A 19,058-nucleotide genomic window follows, 5' to 3' on the forward strand; every position below is an offset into this window, starting at 1 on the left:
GGCCGGCGCCGGGGCGGCGGCCTCGCCGGCCGTCTCCACGCGCAGCACCAGCGAGCCTTCGCTCACCTTGTCGCCGATCTTGATCAGCAGCTCCTTCACCACGCCGGCATGCGACGAGGGAATCTCCATGGAGGCCTTGTCGCTCTCCACCGTGATCAGGCTCTGCTCGGCCTTGACCGTGTCGCCGGGCTTGACCAGCACTTCGATGACGGCAACTTCCTTGAAGTCACCGATATCCGGGACCATCACATCCACCAATGCCATGGCGAATATCTCCGTTTTTGTTGTGAGGCGCGCCCGGGTCAGGCGTACAGCGGGTTGATCTTGTCGGCCTTGATGCCGTATTTGGCGATGGCGTCAGCCACGGTGCGCGCCGGCAGCACGCCCTCGTCGGCCAGGGCCTTGAGCGCGGCCACGACCACGTAGTGGCGGTTCACCTCGAAGTGCTCGCGCAGCTTGAAGCGGAAGTCGCTGCGGCCGAAACCATCCGTGCCCAGCACCTTGTAGCTGCGGCCCTTGGGGATGAAGGCGCGGATCTGCTCCGCGTAGTTCTTCATGTAGTCGGTGGAGGCCACCACGGGGCCGGCGTGCGCGCCGAGCTGCTCGGTGACGTAGGCCACGCGCGGCGTCTCGGTCGGGTGCAGCAGGTTGAAGCGCTCGGCGTCCTGGCCGTCGCGCGCCAGCTCGTTGAAGCTCGGGCAGCTCCACACGTTGGCGCCCACGCCCCAATCGGCTTCCAGCAGCTTCTTGGCTTCCATGGACTCGCGCAGGATGGTGCCGCTGCCCAGCAGGTTCACGGTGACCTTGGCTTCGGCAGGCGCCTCTTCCAGCAGGTACATGCCCTTGATGATCTGCTCCTCCGTGCCCGCCTTCAGGCCGGGCATGGGGTAGTTCTCGTTGAGCAGCGTGATGTAGTAGAAGACGTTGTCCTGCTTCTCCACCATGCGCTTCAGGCCGTGGTGCAGGATCACGCCCACTTCGTGCGCGAAGGTCGGGTCGTAGCTCACGCAGTTGGGGATGGTGCCGGCCAGGATGTGGCTGTGGCCGTCCTCGTGCTGCAGGCCCTCGCCGTTGAGCGTGGTGCGCCCGGAGGTGCCGCCCAGCAGGAAGCCGCGCGCCTGCATGTCGCCGGCCGCCCAGGCCAGGTCACCGATGCGCTGGAAACCAAACATCGAGTAGTACACGAAGAACGGCACCATGATGCGGTTGTTCGTCGCATACGAGGTGGCCGCGGCGATCCAGGAGGCCATGCCGCCGGCCTCGTTGATGCCTTCCTGCAGGATCTGGCCGCCCTTGTCCTCCTTGTAGTACATGACCTGGTCCTTATCGACCGGGGTGTACAGCTGGCCAGCGGGGTTGTAGATGCCGATCTGGCGGAACAGGCCTTCCATGCCGAAGGTGCGGGCCTCGTCCACCAGGATGGGCACGGCGCGCGGGCCGACTTCCTTGTCGCGCAGCAGTTGCGTCAGGAAGCGCACGTAGGCCTGCGTGGTGCTGATCTCGCGGCCTTCGGCCGTGGGCTCCAGCACCGCCTTGAAGGTCTCCAGCGGCGGCACGGTGAGCTGCTCTTCGGCCTTGGGACGGCGCGCGGGCAGGTAGCCGCCCAGGGCCTTGCGGCGCTCGTGCAGGTACTTCATCTCCGGCATGTCGTCGGAGGGCTTGTAGAACGGCACGTCCGCCAGCTTGTCGTCGGGGATGGGGATGTTGAAGCGGTCGCGCATGGCCCGGATGTCGTCCTCGGCCATCTTCTTGGTCTGGTGCGCGGTGTTCTTGCCCTCGCCGATCTTGCCCATGCCGTAGCCCTTGACGGTCTTGATCAGCAGCACGGTGGGCTGGCCCGTCGTGTTGACGGCGCGGTGGTAGGCGGCGAACACCTTTTGCGGGTCGTGGCCGCCGCGCTGCAGGCGCCAGATGTCCTCGTCGCTCATCTTGGACACCATCTCCAGCAGCTTGGGATGGCGGCCGAAGAAGTTCTTGCGCACGAACGCGCCGTCGTTGGCCTTCATGGCCTGATAGTCACCGTCCAGGGTGTCCATCATGACCTTCTTGAGGATGCCTTCCTTGTCGCGCGCCAGCAGCGGATCCCAGTAGCCGCCCCACAGCAGCTTGATCACGTTCCAGCCCGCGCCGCGGAACTCGCCTTCGAGCTCCTGCACGATCTTGCCGTTGCCGCGCACCGGGCCATCCAGGCGCTGCAGGTTGCAGTTGACGACGAAGATCAGGTTGTCCAGCTTCTCGCGGGCCGCCAGGCCGATGGCGCCCAGGCTCTCGGGCTCGTCCATCTCGCCGTCGCCCAGGAACACCCAGACCTTGCGCTTGGAGGTGTCGGCGATGCCGCGGGCGTGCAGGTACTTCAGGAAGCGCGCCTGGTAGATGGCCATCAAGGGGCCCAGGCCCATGGACACCGTGGGGAACTGCCAGAACTCCGGCATCAGCTTGGGGTGCGGATAGCTGGAGAGGCCCTGGCCGTCCACTTCCTGGCGGAAGTTCAGCAGTTGCTCTTCGGTGATGCGGCCTTCCAGGTAGGCGCGGGCGTAGATGCCGGGCGCCGAGTGGCCCTGGATGTAGAGCAGGTCGCCGCCGTGCTCGGGCGTGGCGGCATGCCAGAAGTGGTTGAAGCCCGCACCCAGCATGGTCGCCAGCGAGGCGAAGCTGGAGATGTGGCCGCCCAGGTCGCCGCCGTCGGCGGGGTTGTGGCGGTTGGCGCGCACGACCATGGCCATGGCGTTCCAGCGCATGTAGGCGCGCAGGCGCTCCTCGATCTCGAGATTGCCCGGGCAGCGCTCTTCTTCCTGCGGCTCGATGGTGTTGACGTAGCCCGTCGTTGCCGAGAAGGGCATGTCGATGCTGTTCTGGCGCGCGTGCTCCAGCAACTGCTCCAGCAGGAAGTGGCCGCGGTCGCGGCCTTCGCTTTCGATCACGGCGGACAGGGCGTCCAGCCACTCGCGCGTTTCCTGCGGGTCCTGGTCATTGGCCGCCGCTGCACCGGCGAACTTTTCAGGCAATGCCGACATGGGGGTCTCCTCTTTAGGGGTGTCTGGCTGAAGGGTGGCGAAGTGTCGCACAAGGCTTTTATTTTTCAAATAGTGCGTTGCATTTTCATAATGCGGAATCAATGCTGCGCTGCGCCATGAAACAGCGTGGTGGACCCCTCTCCAGGGCCTTGATAATTCGGCCGATGTCTGCCCCGCCCTCTCCTCCCAGGCCCGCGCCGGCCGTGCGCCGGCGCCTGTTTGGCCACTGGTGGCGAAGCCAGTCGCCTGCACGCCAGGACCGCTTCGTCACCGTCGGCCCGCTGGTGTCCGTGCTGCTTTTTCTCGCGGCCATCATCTCGGCCTTCTGGTACCTGCGCAACGAAGAGATAGAGCGCGAGACCGACTCCCTCAAGCGCGACACCGAGATCGCGCAGCAGCAGATACAGCTCAGGCTCATCGACAGCCAGGAGCAACTGCTGCGCCTTGCCCGCGAGCTGGCCACGCGCACCGTGGACAGCCGCGGCTTCGAAGGCCAGGCGCGCAGCTTTGCCGCCGAGCGCCCGGAATTGACGCAACTGCTGTGGCTCACGCCGCGCCGGCAATTGCAGGGCCAGTGGCAGTCGCCGGGGATGGACACCGCCGTGCGCCACGGCGGCGACGACCCCTCGCTGCCCATGGAAGGCCGCCGCAGCGAGCCCGAGAGGGCCTTCAGCACCGCGCGCGACCTGCAGGCGCCGGTGTACTCGCGCGCGTTCGGCAACACCGCCGGCGTGCCGGTGTTCCAGGTCTACGTGCCGCTCATAGACCGCAACGGCTTCGTCGGCGCCCTCGTGGCCGAGTACTCGGTGCAGGCGCTGGAGCGGCTGCTGGTGCCCGCCGAGGTCACGCGCCGCCACGCCATCTCCGTGCTCGACGAGGCCGGCAACGAGCTTGCGGGCAACGGCGGCGGCCCGGCCACCACCGGCGGCAGCGGCAGCGCCAAGCGCGCGGCCATCGTCCACGACGTGCCGCTCACGCCCGCGGGCACGGGCCTGGTGCTGCGCGGCCAGGGCTGGCGCACCTCCATAGGCCTGATCAGCAACACGCTGTTCTGGATGGTGGTGGCCCTGTCCGTGCTCACCGTCTGGATGCTGCTGGGCGCCTGGCGCCACATGCGCCGGCGCACGCAGATACAGAACGCCCTCATCCAGGAGACCAATTTCCGCCGCGCCATGGAGAACTCCATGCTCACCGGCATGCGGGCCATGGACCTGCAGGGGCGCATCACCTACGTCAACCCGGCCTTCTGCGCCATGACCGGCTTCTCCGAAACCGAGCTCATCGACCGGCGCCCGCCCTACCCGCACTGGCCGCCCGACAGGCTGGACGAAAACGCCCGGCTGCTGCGGCAGGAATTGCAGGGCCGCAGCCCCGCCGGCGGCGTGGAAGTGAAGGTCATGCGCAAGGACGGGCAGATGTTCGACGCGCGCATGTACGTCTCCCCGCTGATCGACCCCAAGGGCCAGCAGACGGGCTGGATGACCTCGATGACCAACATCACCGAGGCCAAGCGCATCCGCGACCAGCTCTCCGCCTCGCACGAGCGCTTCACCACCGTGCTGGAAGGGCTGGACGCGGCCGTCTCCGTGCTCTCCGTGGAGCAGGCCGAGCTGCTCTTCGCCAACCGCTCCTACCGCCTGTGGTTCGGCGCCGACGCCCGCGGCCACGCGCTGCTGGCGGGCTCGCCGCCGCAGCCGGGTGCGGTGGAGGACGTGGTGGACACCTTCGGCGGCCTGCCCGTGCAGGAGCTCACGCAGGCCGGCTCCGACCCGCGCGAGGTCTACATCGAGTCGCTGCAGAAGTGGTTCGACGTGCGCTCGCGCTACCTGCAGTGGACCGACGGCCGCCTGGCGCAGATGCTCATCGCCACCGACATCACCGCCCGCCACCAGGCCGAGGAGCAGCAGCGGCTGCAGGCCGAGAAGGCGCAGGTCACCAGCCGCCTGGTGACCATGGGCGAGATGGCCAGCTCCGTGGCGCACGAGCTCAACCAGCCGCTCACGGCCATCGCCAACTACTGCAGCGGCATGGTCTCGCGCGTGGAGGCCGACGCCATCGCCAAGGAGGACCTGATCGCAGCGCTCAGGAAGACCGCCCGCCAGGCCGAGCGCGCCGGGCAGATCATCCACCGCATCCGCGCCTTCGTGAAAAAGAGCGAGCCCCAGCGCCAGGCCGCGCAGGCGCGCGCCATCGTGGAGGACGCCGTGGACCTCGCCGGCATCGAGCTGCGCCGGCGCCACGTGCAGATACACACCTACGTCGCGCAGCGGCTGCCCACGCTGATGGTGGACCCCATCCTCATCGAGCAGGTCGTGCTCAACCTGCTCAAGAACGCCGCCGAGGCCATAGACATGGCCAAGCTGGCGCCGGCGCGCCGCCACATCGAGCTGCGCGTGGTGCCCAAGCACACGGCCGAGGAAGGCGGCGTGATCGAGTTCAGCGTCACCGACAAGGGCCCGGGCATGAAGGAGGAAGTGCTCAAGCGCCTGTTCGAAGCCTTCTTCTCGACCAAGGCCGAAGGGCTGGGCATCGGCCTGTCCTTGTGCCGCTCCATCATCGAGTCGCACCGCGGCCGGATGCGCGCGGAGAACATTTACAATGGGCCTGCAGTCGTGGGATGCCGTTTTTCGTTCACCTTGCCGGTGGAGCCGGGCGCCCGCATCGAGCCGGCGGCTCCCGCTGCTGATTCCAACTCAACGACCGAGACAACCAGCCCATGAGCCTGATCCCCAAGAAAGGCACCGTGTACGTCGTGGACGATGACGAAGCGGTGCGCGATTCGCTGCAGTGGCTGTTGGAGGGCAAGGACTACCGCGTCAAGTGCTTCGACTCGGCGGAATCGTTCCTCTCCCGCTTCGACCCGCGTGAAGTGGCCTGCCTGATCGCCGACATCCGCATGGAAGGCATGAGCGGCCTGGAGTTGCAGGACCGCTTGCTGGAGCGCCGCAGCCCGCTGCCCGTGGTCTTCGTCACCGGCCACGGCGACGTGCCCATGGCCGTGACGACCATGAAGAAGGGCGCGATGGACTTCATCGAGAAGCCCTTCAAGGAAGAGGAGCTGCTGTCGCTGGTGGAGCGCATGCTCGACCAGGCGCGCAGCACCTTCAGCCAGCACCAGGAGCAGGCCAGCCGCGACGCGCTGCTGTCGCGCCTGACCACGCGCGAGAGCCAGGTGCTGGAGCGCATCGTGGCCGGGCGGCTGAACAAGCAGATCGCCGACGACCTGGGCATCAGCATCAAGACGGTGGAGGCGCACCGCGCCAACATCATGGAAAAGCTCAACGCCAACACGGTGGCCGACCTGCTCAAGATCGCGCTGGGCGCCGGCGCCGCGCACAGCAAGACGGCCTAAGCGCCGCCACATCCCCAGGGGCCGCGCTGAGCGGCCCTTTTTGCTTTCTTCACCACGTTTTTCAGGAGTTCCCCACCATGACCGCGCAGCTGATCGACGGCGTCGCCCTCTCCCGCCAGATCCGCACCGAGCTGGCCCAGCGCGCCGCCGCGCTGAGCGCTGCCGGCCACACGCCGGGGCTGGCCGTCATCCTGGTGGGCGACAACCCGGCCTCGCAGGTCTACGTGCGCAACAAGGTCAAGGCCTGCCACGACACCGGGCTGCACTCGGTGCTGGAGCAGTACCCGGCCAGCATGACCGAGCAGGAGCTGCTGGCCCGCGTGCGCGCCTTGAATGAGGACGCATCCATCCACGGCATCCTGGTGCAGCTCCCGCTGCCCGCGCACATCGACGCGCACAAGGTCATCGAGACCATCTCCCCGGTGAAGGACGTGGACGGCTTTCACGTGGCCAGCGCCGGCGCGCTGATGGTGGGCCAGGAAGGCTTCAAGCCCTGCACGCCCTACGGCTGCATGAAGATGCTGCAGGCCATCGGCTGCAACCCGCGCGGCAAGCACGCCGTCGTGATCGGCCGCAGCAACATCGTGGGCAAGCCCATGGCCATGCTGCTGCTGCAGGCCAACGCCACGGTGACCGTGTGCCACAGCGGCACGCCGGACCTGGCCTACCACACGCGGCAGGCCGACATCGTGGTGGCCGCCGTGGGCAAGCGCAACGTGCTGACGGCCGACATGGTCAAGCCCGGCGCCGTCGTCATCGACGTGGGCATGAACCGCAATGACGAGGGCAAGCTCTGCGGCGACGTGGATTTCGAAGGCGTGCGCGAAGTCGCCTCCGCCATCACCCCGGTGCCGGGTGGGGTGGGTCCGATGACGATCACAATGCTGCTGGTCAACACCGTCGAGGCCGCCGAGCGCGTGGCCGCCGCCGCGGCAGCCTGATCCGCCGCACTTCAGTCGAGAGCAGCAGGTTGGGCCCGCGTGGCGGGCGGTTCGCGTTGGGCCTGGATGGGTTGTGTTGACCCCCTTCGCCACCACCTGAGCGGTTTCACAGACCGCCTGACCTGCCCATGACCAACCCGCTTCTCGACACCCCTTCCTCCGAGCTGCCGGCCTTCGACCGCATACGCCCCGAGCACGTGAGCCCGGCGGTCGATGAGCTGCTGGCGCAGGCCGGCACCGCGCTGGAGCGCGCGGTGGGGCCGGACGTGGCGGCCGACTACGACGCGATGTCGGCCGTGCTGGACGTGGCCACCGAACGCCTGGGCCGCTCCTGGGGCGCGGTGGGCCACCTGAACCACGTGGCCGACACGCCGGAGCTGCGCGCGGCCTACAACGAGAACCTGCCCAAGGTCACGGAGTTCTATACGCGCCTGGGCGCGGACGAGCGCCTGTACGCCAAGTACAAGGCCATCGCCGCCAGCCCCGCCGCCGAGAAGCTCAACCCGGCGCGGCGCAAGGCCCTCTCCAACGCCATGCGCGACTTCGTGCTCTCCGGCGCCGAGCTGCAGGGCGCGGCCAAGGAGCGCTTTGCGCAGATCCAGGAGCGCGCCGCCGAGCTGTCGCAGAAGTACAGCGAGCACGTGCTGGACGCCACCGACAAGTTCGCCCTCTACGCCACGGAGGAACAGCTCGCCGGCGTGCCCGCGGACAGCAAGGCCGCCGCCCGCGCCGCCGCGCAGGCCGAAGGCAAGGACGGCTACAAGATCACGCTGCATTTCCCGAGCTACTTCCCGGTGATGCAGTACGGCACCCACCGCGAGACGCGCCGCGAGCTCTACACGGCCTACGCCACGCGCGCGAGCGAGCTGGGCGATGCCGAGCGCGACAACAGCGCGCTGATGACGGAGATCCTGCAACTGCGCCAGGAAGAAGCCGAGCTGCTGGGCTACAAGAGCTTCGCCGAGCTGTCCCTGGTGCCCAAGATGGCCGACAGCCCGCAGCAGGTCGTCGACTTCCTGCGCGACCTCGCCCGCCGCGCCCGTCCCTTCGCCGAGAAGGATTTGCAGGAGCTGCGCGACTTCGCCGCCAAGGAGCTGGGCCTGGCCGACCTGCAGGCCTGGGACGTCGCCTTCGCCAGTGAGAAGCTCAAGGAAGCCCGCTACGCCTTCAGCGACCAGGAGGTGAAGCAGTACTTCACCGAGCCCAAGGTGCTGGAAGGCCTGTTCCGCATCATCGAGACGCTGTTCGAGGTGGCCATCCGCCCCGACGCCGCGCCGCTGTGGAACCCCGACGTGCGCTTCTTCCGCGTGGAACGCGGCGGCGAGCTGATCGCCCAGTTCTACCTGGACCCGTATGCGCGCCAGGGCAAGCGCCCCGGCGCCTGGATGGACGACGTGCGCGGCCGCTGGCAGCGCCCCGAGGGTGGCTTGCAGACGCCCGTGGCGCACCTGGTGTGCAACTTCGCGCCGCCGGTGGGCGACAAGCCCGCGCTGCTGACGCACGACGACGTGAACACCCTCTTCCACGAATTCGGCCACGGCCTGCACCACATGCTGACGCAGGTGGCGGACCTGGGTGTTTCCGGCATCTCCGGCGTGGAATGGGACGCGGTGGAGCTGCCCAGCCAGTTCATGGAGAACTTCGCCTGGGAATGGGAAGTGGTGCAGCGCCTGACCGCGCACGTGGACACGGGCGAGCCCCTGCCCCGCGCCCTGTTCGACAAGATGATGGCCGCCAAGAATTTCCAGAGCGGCATGGCGACGCTGCGGCAGGTGGAATTCGCGCTGTTCGACATGCGTATTCACTCCGAAGCCGACGCGCCTGGGCGCATTCAAAAGGTGCTGGATGAAGTGCGCGAGGAAGTCGCCGTGCTGATTCCGCCAGCCTTCAACCGCTTCCAGCACGCCTTCTCGCACATCTTCGCCGGTGGATATTCGGCGGGGTATTACAGCTACAAGTGGGCTGAAGTATTGAGCGCCGACGCCTGGAGTGCTTTTGAGGAGGCCGGGGTTTTCGATACGGAAACGGGGCGGCGCTTGCGGCGGGAAATTCTGGAGGCTGGCGGGAGCCGGCCGGCCATGGAGAGCTTCAAGGCTTTCCGGGGGCGGGAGCCGCAGATTGATGCGTTGTTGAGGCATCAGGGGATGGCGGGGTAATACCTCCACCACTTTCTTTGATCGATGAAAGCCGGCCGAAAAGCCGGCTTTTTTATGACTTTGAGGCTCAATCCCTTTAATCGTGTTTCCAGCCCCCATCAGGCTGAATTTCGTCAATATCATTGGGCACTTTACCCTTGAACAATATGGAAGCCGGACCTTCCTGAAGGAATCCGGCCCACGCCAAAAAAGCGCAGCCTGGTCAAACCAGCCTTGATGATGGCCGCAGCTCTGCTGTGTTTTGGTTCGGTGCTGGACACATTTTCTTGATGTACATCCAACTCAGCATGCCACGCTTGACGCAGGCTTGCCCGTTTACACTGCCGCCATACCGTTCAAGCGCAATCACAACTTCAACCATGACACCCGCCCTCTCCTCCACTGTTGATTCCCTGTTTGCCGGCGGCACAGGCATACTTGGCCCGGAAGGGCACCGAAGCGGCATTTTCAAGAAGCAAATTCTTTCCCAAGTCGCCGTTACCCTCAACGGCATCACGGGTGACGAACACGCCGATAAAAGAGTCCATGGCGGGCCTGAAAAGGCGGTTCACCATTACGCCTCAGAAAATTACCAACGCTTCGCTGCCCAGTATCCGGACATCGCTAAGGATTTTTGCCTAGGCAGCATAGGTGAGAATATTTCAACCCATGGCTTGACTGAGAAAAACGTCCACATCGGCGATATTTTTCGCATCGGCAGCGTCGTGGCCCAGGTCTCTCAACCCCGCAGCCCGTGCTGGAAAATCGACCATCGCTTCGGCGTCGATCGCATGTCCATGTTCGTCGCCAAAGAGCATATTACCGGCTGGTACTACAGAATTCTGGAACCCGGCTTTATGTCCGCCGGGGACAAAATCGAATTTCTGGAACGCCAGCCCGGCAGCTTTTCAATTGATGATTTCTGGAAAATTCAGTTGTCGCATCGCCCTGCCCTTGACGAATTGATCGCCCTCGCAGCGGTTCCCGGCTTGGCTGCGGACTGGCAGCGCCGCCTGACGGAAAGGGCCAAGTGGATGCAAAAGGCAGGGAACGTCGATTCGGCAGGCTGAAATCACATCCGCCGCAAGAAATTAAAACAATCTAGGTGAACGTCGCAAAGAATTTATCATCAAGACAGCCGAAATTATGAACAATATTCCGAATGAAGCCAAGATTTAATAGCCCACACCCAAGAGAGTAAAATTCTCTCATTGAGCAGCGTTAATTTACTTATTCTTCAGGAGAGTGTGACGGCAAGTCAGCTTCAAAAATGAAAAAAATTTTCTACACTGCGCTTGCAGCATGCGTTTTGACTCAAGGCCGCGATGTTTCAGCAGCCCAACATTGCCTGAGATACGAGCCTGTTGTGGTGGCCTTATCCGGCATATTGGTAAGAAGAACTTACCCTGGCGCCCCAAACTATGAAAGCATCAAGGACGGCGACCAACCGGAAACCGGCTATTATTTGAAGCTCCAATCTCCTGTTTGCGTCAAAGCCGAGGAGAAGGATGAGAGCAGTGATCACGACGACATCAAGGAAGTACAACTGGTGCTGGATATAAAGCAGTACGCCACACTACGCCCCAAATTAGGAAAATCGATATCTTTATCCGGCCAACTTTTTGAAGGATTTAACGGTCATCACCACACTTCAGTTCTATTGACTGTTACGAAAGATCAGTCCATCTCCAAAATAAAGCAATAACCTTACCCCGCTACCCAAACAATGCTTTTCAATCGCGGTGAACGACTGATATTTTTCACAGCAGAACACCAGAAATGAAACCGCAAGCCACCAACACCCCAACGTTCAGCGCCCTGCACTCCAGTCTGTGTTCCGCCTATTTCCACGACTGCTATGCCCTCACCCTTCCGCCGGATTCCAGAACCCCGCTGGAGCTTTACCTAGACCTTGTATCCCGCACGCCAGGCTGGATCGATTTCTTCATGAACCTGCGCAACAAATTCGTGGCGCGGCTTGGGCTCAAAAACGTCGGCGTACTCAGTGGAATTAATAGGAGCAGGCCAGGCCACGCCTACCGCATTGGCGACCAGGCAGGCATCTTCAAATTGCTGGAAATCCACGAGAACGAAGTCATCCTCGGGGAAACGGACAAACACCTGGACGTGAAAGTCTCCATGGCCAGAAAAAACGAAGTCGGGCGCACGGTGGTTTACGTTTCCACCGTGGTACGCGTCCACAACGCCTTGGGCAGGGTTTACATGTTTTTCGTCACGCCGGCGCATCGGATCATCGCGCCTTCGACGTTAGCAAACCTGGCCTCGCATTCGCCTTGATATTCAGGCGCCGCCCATTCAAAACACCTACAAACTCACCAACACAAGTTCATGGCAAACATCCCCAAGTGGAGCGACAACACGCGCGAGGAGCGCTATTTCACGGCTGTATTATTTGGCGCGCTGGTTCTTGAACCAGAACCATTCTGGGCTCTGCTGCGCCCGCACTTGGGCATTGCCGAGAGCGTGAAAGTCAAGGACATCGGTTATGAGGTTTGTATGCTGCGCGACCTTGCGCATAAGAAATTTATCAATCGCTACACCCCGCTTGAGAAGCAGACGTTCGATCTGGTTTTCACGCTTTCAAACGACGCACTGGTGCTTATAGAAGCAAAAGCACATCAATGCTTTTCATTGAACCAAATAGAAAACATGGTGAAGGCAAAAAGCATTCTTCTCGAAAGCGAAAAACTTGGCATCAGTCAAGTCCACTTGGCGGGCATCCATTCCGCCAGATACAACCCTATCAATGTTCGCACCAATTTCAAGGAAATGGCCCTTGTCACTTGGGCGCAATTGGCGACTGCTTATCCGGCTTTAAGCAATCAACTTCAAAGAGCTGACGAAATTTACGCCAATTGAGAATTGGGTTATGTCGACGGTAGCGCCTTGAATAAATTAGTTCGTGCCATCCGGAATTTCTCATACACTGGGCTTTACTCCGGCCGCACCCCCGCCTTCGCCAACAGCTTCCCCCACTTCTCACTCTCCGCCTGCAACTGCACATTCACGTCGCCTGACGCAGGTGCGGCTTCGGCGCCTTCCTGGCGCAGCGCGTCGCGCAGCGGGGCGCTGTCCATCACCTTGGCCAGCGCGGCCGACAGGGGCGCGGCGACGTCGGCCGGCGTGGCGCGGGGGGCCAGCACGCTGAACATGGGCGCGCAGTCGTAGCCCTTCACGCCGGCTTCGGCCAGGGTGGGCACGGAGGACAGCACCGCGCTGCGGCGCGCCCCCGTCACGGCCAGGGCGCGCAGCTTGCCGCCTTCTATTTGCGGCAGCGCCGCGGGCAAGGGGCTGAACATCAAGTCCACTTGGGCCGACAGCAGTTCCGTGAGCGCCTGCGCCTGTCCCTTGTAGGGCACGTGCTGCAGCTTCATGCCGGCGCTCTCCTGCAGCAGCTCGCCCGCCAGGTGGCCCACGCTGGCCGTGCCCGTGGAGGCGTAGGCCAAGCGCTGCGAGCCGAAGCGGGCATGCAGCAGCAGGTCCGCCACGCTGTGCATGGGGCTGGCCGCGGGCACCAGCAGCACCAGCGGCAGGCTGGCGACGGCGCCCAAGGCCACGAAGTCGCCCCCCTTGGCCGTGGCCGGACGCCCGGCGGCGGCCGCCTGCAGCGCCAGCGTGCCCGTGTGGGCCAGCAGCAGCGTGTGGCCGTCCGGCGCGGCGCGCGCCACCGACTCCGTGCCCACCACGCCCGCGCGCGGCTCCACCACCACCGGCATGCCCAACTGCTGGCCGAGCTGCACGGCCAACTGGCGCGCAAGCACGTCGCCGCCGCTGGTGGCGCTCACCACCAGGCGGATGGGACGCGCCGTCCCGCCATTGCCCTGCGCCCGCGCCGCCACCGGCGCCAGCGCCGCCGCAGTCAAACCGGCCAGCAGCAGCCGGCGCCGTATCGGCTGTATCCCCAGCCCCATGTCCAGACCTCGTTGCATCAAGCACGCGAGTCTAGGAAGCGGCACTTACCCTGGGCTTGTGGCGATTACGCATGGGCGGCGGGCGAAAACGGCGGTGCCCCAGCGCCCTCCCGGGCGGTTCACGGGGCCTGCCGGGACGCCTGCGCGCGCCTTCAGGCGCCCAACACCTGCGGATTCACCGCCGTCGGCGGCGTGCCGCCCGTGAGCGCGGCGATCAGGTTGTCGGCCGCCAGGTCCGCCATGGCGCGCCGCGTGGCGACGCTGGCACTGGCGATGTGGGGCGTGAGCACCACGTTGCGCCGCGCCAGCAGCTCGGGGTGCACCTGGGGCTCGCCCTCGAACACGTCCAGGCCCGCGGCGGCGATGCGGCCCTCGGCCAGCGCCTGCGCCAGCGCCGCGTCGTCCACCACGCCGCCGCGGGCGATGTTGGTCAGCGTCGCGGTCGGCTTCATTTGCGCCAGCTCCGCCGCGCCGATGGCGTGGTGCGTCGCGGCCGAGTACGGCACCACGACCACGAGGTGGTCCGACTCGCGCAGCAGCGTTTCCTTGTCCACCCAGCGGGCGTTGATCGGCCCTTCCTGGTCGGCCGGCAGCCGGCTGCGGTTGTGGTACGCGACCTTCATGCCGAAGCCCAGCGCGCCGCGGCGGGCAATGCCCTGGCCGATGCGGCCCATGCCCAGGATGCCCAGCGTGGCGCCGTGCACGTCGGTGCCGGCAAACATGTCGTAGGCCCAGCGGTCCCAGCGGCCTTCGCGAAGAAAACGCTCGGACTCGGTGATGCGCCGCGCCGTGGCCATCATCAGCGCGAAGCCGAAGTCGGCCGTGGTCTCCGTGAGCACGTCCGGCGTGTTGCTCACCAGCACGCCGCGCGCGGTGCAGGCGGCCACGTCGATGTTGTTGTAGCCCACGGCCATGTTGCACACGGCGCGCAGTTGCGGCTGCGCGTCCAGCAGCGCGGCGTCTATGCGCTCGCTCAGCGTGATGAAGGCGCCCACCTTGCCCTGCAGCCGCTGCGCCAGCTCCGCGGGGGTGTGGATGTGGTCCTCGGGGTTGTCCTCCACCTCGAAGTGCTGCGCCAGGCGCTCGATGACTTCGGGGAAGACCTTGCGCGCCACCAGCACGGCGGGTTTGTCGGCCATGTGCTTGTCTCCTTGAGGGGTTGGAAACCTGGGATTCCTGGGGGGGCTTCAGCGGAACCAGATGAAAGTCATCACCGCGAACAGCGGCAGCAGCACGGCGCCGGACCACAGCATGTAGCCGAAGAAGCTGGGCATGCGGATGCCGCGGTCCTCGGCGATGGCCTTGACCATGAAGTTGGGCGCGTTGCCGATGTAGCTGTTGGCGCCCATGTAGACCGAGCCGGCCGAAACGGCCGCCAGCGTGGGCGCCAGCACGGTCATGAGCACCTGCGGGTCGCCGCCGGCCAGGTTGAAGAACACCAAATAAGTGGGCGCGTTGTCCAGGAAGCTGCTGAGCAGCCCGCTGAACCAGAAGTAGGCCCAGGGCAGCGGCTGCCCGTCCGGGCCGGTCACGGCATTCACCACCGCCGAGAACGGCCCCGCCGCCCCGGCCTTGAGCATGGCCAGCACGGGCAGCATGGTCAAAAAGATCGCCGCGAAGAGCTTGGCGACTTCCTGCATGGGCGCCCAGGAAAACTGGTTCGCCAGGCGCGCCGTGGCGGGGGTGAGCACCATGGAGAGCACGGTGACGGCGATCAGCCCCAGGTCGCGCACCAGCGACTGCAGCTCCACCTCGGTGCCGGCCACGTCCCAGGCGAGGCCCGGCTTCCACAGGCCGCTCATGAGCACCAGCGCCACCACGGCGCCGAGCAGCAGGAGGTTGATGGCGCCCAGCAGGCCGAGCTTTTGCGTGTCCGGCGTCGGGTCCTGCGGCAGCACGCCTTCGCGGCGGTAGTACCAGCCGTCCAGCACGAAAAAGATCGCCAGCAGCGCCCCCACCAGGAACAGCGTCTCGGGCAGCAGGTGCTTGAAGGTCCAGCCGAACTCGACGCCTTGGAGGAAGCCGAGGAACAGCGGCGGGTCGCCCAGCGGCGTGAGCGAGCCGCCGGCGTTGCTGACGATGAAGATGAAGAACACCACCACGTGCGCCGTGTGCTTGCGGTTGTCGTTGGCGCGTATGAGCGGGCGGACCATGAGCATGGAAGCGCCCGTGGTGCCCATCACGCTGGCCAGCACCGCCCCCACGGCCATGAGCGTGCAGTTGGTGGACGGGCTGCCGTGCAGGTTGCCGCGCACGTAGATGCCGCCCGCGGTGGTGAACAGCGCCGTCAGCAGGATGACGAACGGCAGGTATTCGCCCAGCAGCGTGTGCATGAAGGCGGCGCCCGCCGCGCCCAGGCCGAACACCGCGGCAAAGGGCGCGATGAAGGCCAGCGCCCAACCCAGCGCGATCTTGCCGAAGTGGTGGTGCCACACGTGCGGGATGAGCAGCGGCAGCAGCGCGATGGACAGCAGCATCCCCGCGAAGGGCAGCGCCCACCAGGCGGAGAGGCCGGCGCCGTCGATTTCAGAAGCGCGCGCCAGCAGCGGCAGGAACAGGGACGCGGCGCAGGCGGCCCGCCGGGCGGTGGGGACGAGGGAGATGGACATCCGGAACTGCTTTGGGCCGCGCCCTGCGCGGGAGCGGCCGAGGTCGGCTGGGGAGGCGGGATTCTAGGGACGTCCGACAACCGCTCCCAGCGGCCTTGCGCGGCGTGCCGCGCTCAGGCCGCCGTGGAGCCCTGCCCCGTCCACCAGCCCTGCCGCTGCCACGCCGCCCAACTCTGCTGGGCCAGTTGCAGGGTTCGGAACTGCACGTCCACCATGCGCGCCAGGTCCTTGCCGTAGCCGCCGGCCATGCTCAGCGCCACGGGCACGCCGCGCTCGCGGCAGGCCTGCAGCACGCGGCGGTCGCGCTCGGCCATGCCTTCGGCCGTGAGTTTCAGGCGGCCCAGCCTGTCGTTCTCGTGGGGGTCGGCGCCGGCCAGGTAAAAGGCCAGGCCGGGCGCTTGTGGGCCGTGGTGGGCCCAGAGTGCTTCCAGCGCCTGGTCCAGCGCGGCGAGATAAGGCTCGTCGGTGGTGCCGTCTTCCAGCTCCACGTCCAGGTCGCTGGCTTCCTTGCGGAAGGGGAAATTGCGGGCGCCGTGCAGGGACAGCGTGAACACCGAGTCGTCGCCGCGGAAGATGGCCGCCGTGCCGTTGCCCTGGTGCACGTCGAGGTCGATCACGGCAACGCGAAGCGGGCGGCGCTCGCGCCTGAAGGTTTCGGCCTGCATGAGCCGCGCCGCGACGGCCACGTCGTTGAACACGCAGTAGCCACTGCCCTTGTGCGCGTAGGCGTGGTGGGTGCCGCCGGCCAAGTTGGCGGCCACGCCCTCGCGCAGCGCGGCGCGCGCCGCGGCGATGGTGGCGCCCACCGAGCGCCGCGCCCTCTCGGCCATGGCCGGCGACCACGGAAAGCCGATCTCGCGCTGCTCGGCCGGGCCGAGCGAGCCCTCGGCCACGGCCGTCACGTAGCGCGGCTCGTGGGCCAGGGCCAGCTCGCCGTCGCTCGCGGCGGGAGCGGGTGCCAGCCGGATGCCGGGCTCGCCAAGCAGGCGCTCGCGCAGCATCGCGTACTTGGCCATCGGGAAGCGGTGCCCCTCAGGCAGGGGCAGGACGAACTGGTCGGCATAGAAAGCTTGCATGCGGCCATTGTGGCCAGCGTGCCTGCCCGGCCACCTCTGGAGCCGGCAAGCCCCGCGTGGCGAAAAAGCCATGATCCTTGCTGCGGTGCAGCAAAAAATGCTTGCACCCCTGTGCGGCGCCCCTATACTTGCACTCATGCTGCACTGCAGCAAAAGCTTTCAAAGCCTCTTCACCCCTGAAACCGGAGACCGCAAATGCTGAACACCGAACAACTGATCGCTACGCAAAAGGCCAACGTCGAGACCGCCTTCGGTCTGGCTGCCAAGGCTTTCGAAGGCGTGGAAAAAGTTGTCGAACTGAACCTGCAAGTGACCAAGGCCGCGCTGGCCGAAGCCGCTGACAACGCCAAGGCCGCCCTGTCGGTGAAGGACGCGCAAGAGCTGCTGTCCCTGCAAGCCGGCCTGCTGCAGCCCGCCACCGAGAAGGCCGTGGCCTACGGCCGCCAGGTCTATGACATCGCCGCCGCCACCAACGCCGAAGTGAGCAAGGTCGTGGAAGCCCAGCTGGCCGACGTGCAGAAGAACGTCACCGCCTTCGTGGACACCGCCGTCAAGAACGCCCCGGCCGGCTCCGAGAACGCCGTGGCCCTGGTGAAGTCCGCCGTGGCCGCCGCCAGCAACGCCTACGAAAGCGTGCAAAAGGCTGCCAAGCAAGCCGCCGAAGTGGCCGAGTCCAACTTCCAAGCCATGACCACCAACGCCGTGAAGGCCACGCAGACCGTGGCCGCCAAGGCCGCCAAGCGCGCCGCCTGAGCATCCACCGCTTGGTCAACCTTGAATACGCGGCCGCACGCCAGTGCGGCTGACGAGGCGGTTTCGATGCCGCCGCGAAAGGTTGTCTCCTCGGTACCTGGGGAAAGTGGTTTCAGGGTACCTTCCGCCCGGCGCCCGCCGGGCGTTTCTTTTTGGGGGCGCTGAAAAAGCCCAAACACGCCCCGAAAGCGCTCCCAAGGCGGGTCACTGGCTCGCCATCGCCACCCGCTGCTTGAGTTGCGGCAGCAAGGCCAGCGCGGCGTCGCGGCCGGCCTGGATGGCGCGCTTGCGGGCGGTGAAGTCGGCGCTGCTCACGCCGTCCAGCCGGGGGCGCAGCACGAGGTCGGCGTCCTTCAATTCGAAGCTGTTGATGCTGCGGCCCATGATGGAAAAGGTCTGCAGCAGCATGCGCATGGCGTCGCCCGTGGGCTGGCCTTCCGGCGGGCTGGTGATGTCCACGGCGACCACCAGCTCCGCCCCCATCTGCCGCGCAAAGCGCACCGGCACGGGCGACACCAGCCCGCCGTCCACGTACTCGCGGTTGCCTATGCGCACGGGCTGGAACACGGCCGGCACGGCGCTGGAGGCGCGCACGGCGGTGGCCGTGTCGCCGCGCTGGAACAGGATGGGCGCGCCGCTGTCCAGGTCGGTGGCGACGATGCCCAGCGGCAGCTTCATCTGCTCTATCGCCTTGGCGCCCGTGTGATCGCGCACGTAGCGCGCCAGCGCCTCGCCGCGCAGCAAGCCGCGGCCCGGGTAGGCCCAGTCGGTGATGGCGGATTCGTCCATCGCCACCGCCAGGTCGCCCAACTGTTTCCCGTTGAGCCCGCTGGCGTAGAGCGCCGCCACCAGGCTGCCTGCCGAAGTACCGACCACCAGGCTGGGCTTGATGCCCGCCTCCTCCAGCACCTGGATCACGCCGATGTGCGCGAAGCCCCGCGCCGCGCCGCCGCCCAGCGCCAGGCCGATGCGTGGCGGGTCGCGCGGCACCACCGGCTTGACGGGCACCGGCACAGGCACCACGGGCGTGGAAACGGTCGTTGAGACGGTGGGCGGCACGGTCTGGCACGCGGCCAGCGCCAGCAGCGGCAGCACGGAAAGCAGGCTCCGGCGCCGCAGTAAGGGGCGGTTCGACATGGCGTCCATTCTAGAAAACCCCCGCCAAACGCCTTGTCCACTCGGTCACGCCTCAAGCTTGGAAAGCTTCTTAGCTTATGCAGGCCATAAGCAAAGAACTTTTCTGTAG

Annotated in this window: 16 protein-coding genes; 9 read left to right on the forward strand and 7 right to left on the reverse strand. The window is 65.9% G+C overall.

The genetic code is table 11. From position 1 onward, the window contains the following. Nucleotides 1-264: biotin/lipoyl-containing protein (locus ALA01S_RS17475; protein WP_305765086.1), on the reverse strand; the 264-nt coding region annotated here is incomplete at its 3' end. Nucleotides 265-302: 38 nt separating this feature from the next. Beyond that, nucleotides 303-3,014, reverse strand: a complete 2,712-nt coding sequence (aceE, locus tag ALA01S_RS17480) for a pyruvate dehydrogenase (acetyl-transferring), homodimeric type (protein WP_066338787.1) — start codon at nt 3,012-3,014, stop codon at nt 303-305. 164 nt (nt 3,015-3,178) lie between these two features. Here aceE and ALA01S_RS17485 point away from each other — a divergent pair, with 164 nt between their 5' ends. The 8 genes from ALA01S_RS17485 to ALA01S_RS33165 all read left to right on the forward strand — a co-directional run bounded on the left by ALA01S_RS17485 (nt 3,179) and on the right by ALA01S_RS33165 (nt 12,322). Further along, nucleotides 3,179-5,734 carry a PAS domain-containing sensor histidine kinase gene (locus tag ALA01S_RS17485; protein WP_066338789.1) on the forward strand — a complete coding sequence of 852 codons (2,556 nt, stop codon included), beginning with the start codon at nt 3,179-3,181 and terminating at the stop codon, nt 5,732-5,734. Next, nucleotides 5,731-6,366: a response regulator transcription factor gene (locus tag ALA01S_RS17490; RefSeq protein ID WP_066338791.1), complete on the forward strand. Its 636-nt coding sequence runs from the start codon at nt 5,731-5,733 to the stop codon at nt 6,364-6,366. Before ALA01S_RS17485 ends, ALA01S_RS17490 begins: the two co-directional genes overlap by 4 nt. Before the next feature lie 77 nt (nt 6,367-6,443). Further along, nucleotides 6,444-7,307 carry a bifunctional methylenetetrahydrofolate dehydrogenase/methenyltetrahydrofolate cyclohydrolase FolD gene (gene folD / locus ALA01S_RS17495; RefSeq protein WP_066338794.1) on the forward strand — a complete coding sequence of 288 codons (864 nt, stop codon included), beginning with the start codon at nt 6,444-6,446 and terminating at the stop codon, nt 7,305-7,307. 128 nt (nt 7,308-7,435) lie between these two features. After that, nucleotides 7,436-9,463, forward strand: coding sequence for a M3 family metallopeptidase (locus ALA01S_RS17500; protein ID WP_066338796.1), 2,028 nt, complete (start codon nt 7,436-7,438; stop codon nt 9,461-9,463). A gap of 269 nt (nt 9,464-9,732) precedes the next feature. Continuing rightward, nucleotides 9,733-10,512, forward strand: a complete 780-nt coding sequence (locus ALA01S_RS17505) for an MOSC domain-containing protein (RefSeq protein ID WP_218011489.1) — start codon at nt 9,733-9,735, stop codon at nt 10,510-10,512. Nucleotides 10,513-10,712: 200 nt separating this feature from the next. After that, nucleotides 10,713-11,147: a DUF4431 domain-containing protein gene (locus ALA01S_RS31970; RefSeq protein ID WP_084267676.1), complete on the forward strand. Its 435-nt coding sequence runs from the start codon at nt 10,713-10,715 to the stop codon at nt 11,145-11,147. Between the two features lie 74 nt (nt 11,148-11,221). After that, nucleotides 11,222-11,740 carry a DUF2867 domain-containing protein gene (locus ALA01S_RS17510; protein ID WP_066338800.1) on the forward strand — a complete coding sequence of 173 codons (519 nt, stop codon included), beginning with the start codon at nt 11,222-11,224 and terminating at the stop codon, nt 11,738-11,740. A gap of 51 nt (nt 11,741-11,791) precedes the next feature. Further along, a complete protein-coding gene (locus ALA01S_RS33165; protein ID WP_157119091.1) occupies nt 11,792-12,322 on the forward strand; it encodes a hypothetical protein in 531 nt (176 codons plus the stop codon). A 74-nt stretch (nt 12,323-12,396) separates the two neighbouring features. On the opposite strand, the gene ALA01S_RS17515 is transcribed toward ALA01S_RS33165, so the two are convergent. The 4 genes from ALA01S_RS17515 to ALA01S_RS17530 all read right to left on the reverse strand — a co-directional run bounded on the left by ALA01S_RS17515 (nt 12,397) and on the right by ALA01S_RS17530 (nt 17,059). Next, on the reverse strand, nt 12,397-13,392 hold the full coding sequence (locus tag ALA01S_RS17515) for a Bug family tripartite tricarboxylate transporter substrate binding protein (RefSeq protein WP_084267677.1): 996 nt from the start codon (nt 13,390-13,392) through the stop codon (nt 12,397-12,399). A 134-nt stretch (nt 13,393-13,526) separates the two neighbouring features. Next, nucleotides 13,527-14,513 (reverse strand): 2-hydroxyacid dehydrogenase, encoded by a 987-nt coding sequence (locus ALA01S_RS17520; RefSeq protein WP_066338804.1) that lies wholly within the window; start codon nt 14,511-14,513, stop codon nt 13,527-13,529. Nucleotides 14,514-14,561: 48 nt separating this feature from the next. After that, on the reverse strand, nt 14,562-15,983 hold the full coding sequence (locus ALA01S_RS17525) for a sodium:proton antiporter (RefSeq protein ID WP_066338806.1): 1,422 nt from the start codon (nt 15,981-15,983) through the stop codon (nt 14,562-14,564). 113 nt (nt 15,984-16,096) lie between these two features. Beyond that, nucleotides 16,097-17,059 carry a histone deacetylase family protein gene (locus ALA01S_RS17530; protein WP_066338808.1) on the reverse strand — a complete coding sequence of 321 codons (963 nt, stop codon included), beginning with the start codon at nt 17,057-17,059 and terminating at the stop codon, nt 16,097-16,099. Between the two features lie 195 nt (nt 17,060-17,254). Here ALA01S_RS17530 and ALA01S_RS17535 point away from each other — a divergent pair, with 195 nt between their 5' ends. Continuing rightward, nucleotides 17,255-17,812 (forward strand): phasin family protein, encoded by a 558-nt coding sequence (locus tag ALA01S_RS17535; protein ID WP_066338810.1) that lies wholly within the window; start codon nt 17,255-17,257, stop codon nt 17,810-17,812. A 204-nt stretch (nt 17,813-18,016) separates the two neighbouring features. On the opposite strand, the gene ALA01S_RS17540 is transcribed toward ALA01S_RS17535, so the two are convergent. Continuing rightward, complete coding sequence (locus ALA01S_RS17540; protein WP_066338863.1) at nt 18,017-18,949, reverse strand: patatin-like phospholipase family protein; 933 nt, start codon at nt 18,947-18,949, stop codon at nt 18,017-18,019. Nucleotides 18,950-19,058: the final 109 nt, after the last annotated feature.

Source organism: Azohydromonas lata NBRC 102462 (assembly GCF_001571085.1).
In the GTDB taxonomy this organism is placed as follows: domain Bacteria; phylum Pseudomonadota; class Gammaproteobacteria; order Burkholderiales; family Burkholderiaceae_C; genus Azohydromonas; species Azohydromonas lata.

Excerpts from the sequence above, each read along its gene's own strand:
- ALA01S_RS17520 (WP_066338804.1), bottom strand. The coding sequence starts at position 14,513 with ATGGCCGACAAACCCGCCGTGCTGGTGGCGCGCAAGGTCTTCCCCGAA.
- ALA01S_RS17490 (WP_066338791.1), top strand. The coding sequence starts at position 5,731 with ATGAGCCTGATCCCCAAGAAAGGCACCGTGTACGTCGTGGACGATGAC.
- ALA01S_RS17500 (WP_066338796.1), top strand. The coding sequence starts at position 7,436 with ATGACCAACCCGCTTCTCGACACCCCTTCCTCCGAGCTGCCGGCCTTC.
- ALA01S_RS17505 (WP_218011489.1), top strand. The coding sequence starts at position 9,733 with ATGTACATCCAACTCAGCATGCCACGCTTGACGCAGGCTTGCCCGTTT.
- ALA01S_RS17540 (WP_066338863.1), bottom strand. The coding sequence starts at position 18,949 with ATGTCGAACCGCCCCTTACTGCGGCGCCGGAGCCTGCTTTCCGTGCTG.
- ALA01S_RS33165 (WP_157119091.1), top strand. The coding sequence starts at position 11,792 with ATGGCAAACATCCCCAAGTGGAGCGACAACACGCGCGAGGAGCGCTAT.
- aceE (WP_066338787.1), bottom strand. The coding sequence starts at position 3,014 with ATGTCGGCATTGCCTGAAAAGTTCGCCGGTGCAGCGGCGGCCAATGAC.
- ALA01S_RS17510 (WP_066338800.1), top strand. The coding sequence starts at position 11,222 with ATGAAACCGCAAGCCACCAACACCCCAACGTTCAGCGCCCTGCACTCC.
- ALA01S_RS17525 (WP_066338806.1), bottom strand. The coding sequence starts at position 15,983 with ATGTCCATCTCCCTCGTCCCCACCGCCCGGCGGGCCGCCTGCGCCGCG.
- ALA01S_RS17535 (WP_066338810.1), top strand. The coding sequence starts at position 17,255 with ATGCTGAACACCGAACAACTGATCGCTACGCAAAAGGCCAACGTCGAG.
- ALA01S_RS31970 (WP_084267676.1), top strand. The coding sequence starts at position 10,713 with ATGAAAAAAATTTTCTACACTGCGCTTGCAGCATGCGTTTTGACTCAA.
- folD (WP_066338794.1), top strand. The coding sequence starts at position 6,444 with ATGACCGCGCAGCTGATCGACGGCGTCGCCCTCTCCCGCCAGATCCGC.
- ALA01S_RS17530 (WP_066338808.1), bottom strand. The coding sequence starts at position 17,059 with ATGCAAGCTTTCTATGCCGACCAGTTCGTCCTGCCCCTGCCTGAGGGG.
- ALA01S_RS17515 (WP_084267677.1), bottom strand. The coding sequence starts at position 13,392 with ATGCAACGAGGTCTGGACATGGGGCTGGGGATACAGCCGATACGGCGC.
- ALA01S_RS17485 (WP_066338789.1), top strand. The coding sequence starts at position 3,179 with ATGTCTGCCCCGCCCTCTCCTCCCAGGCCCGCGCCGGCCGTGCGCCGG.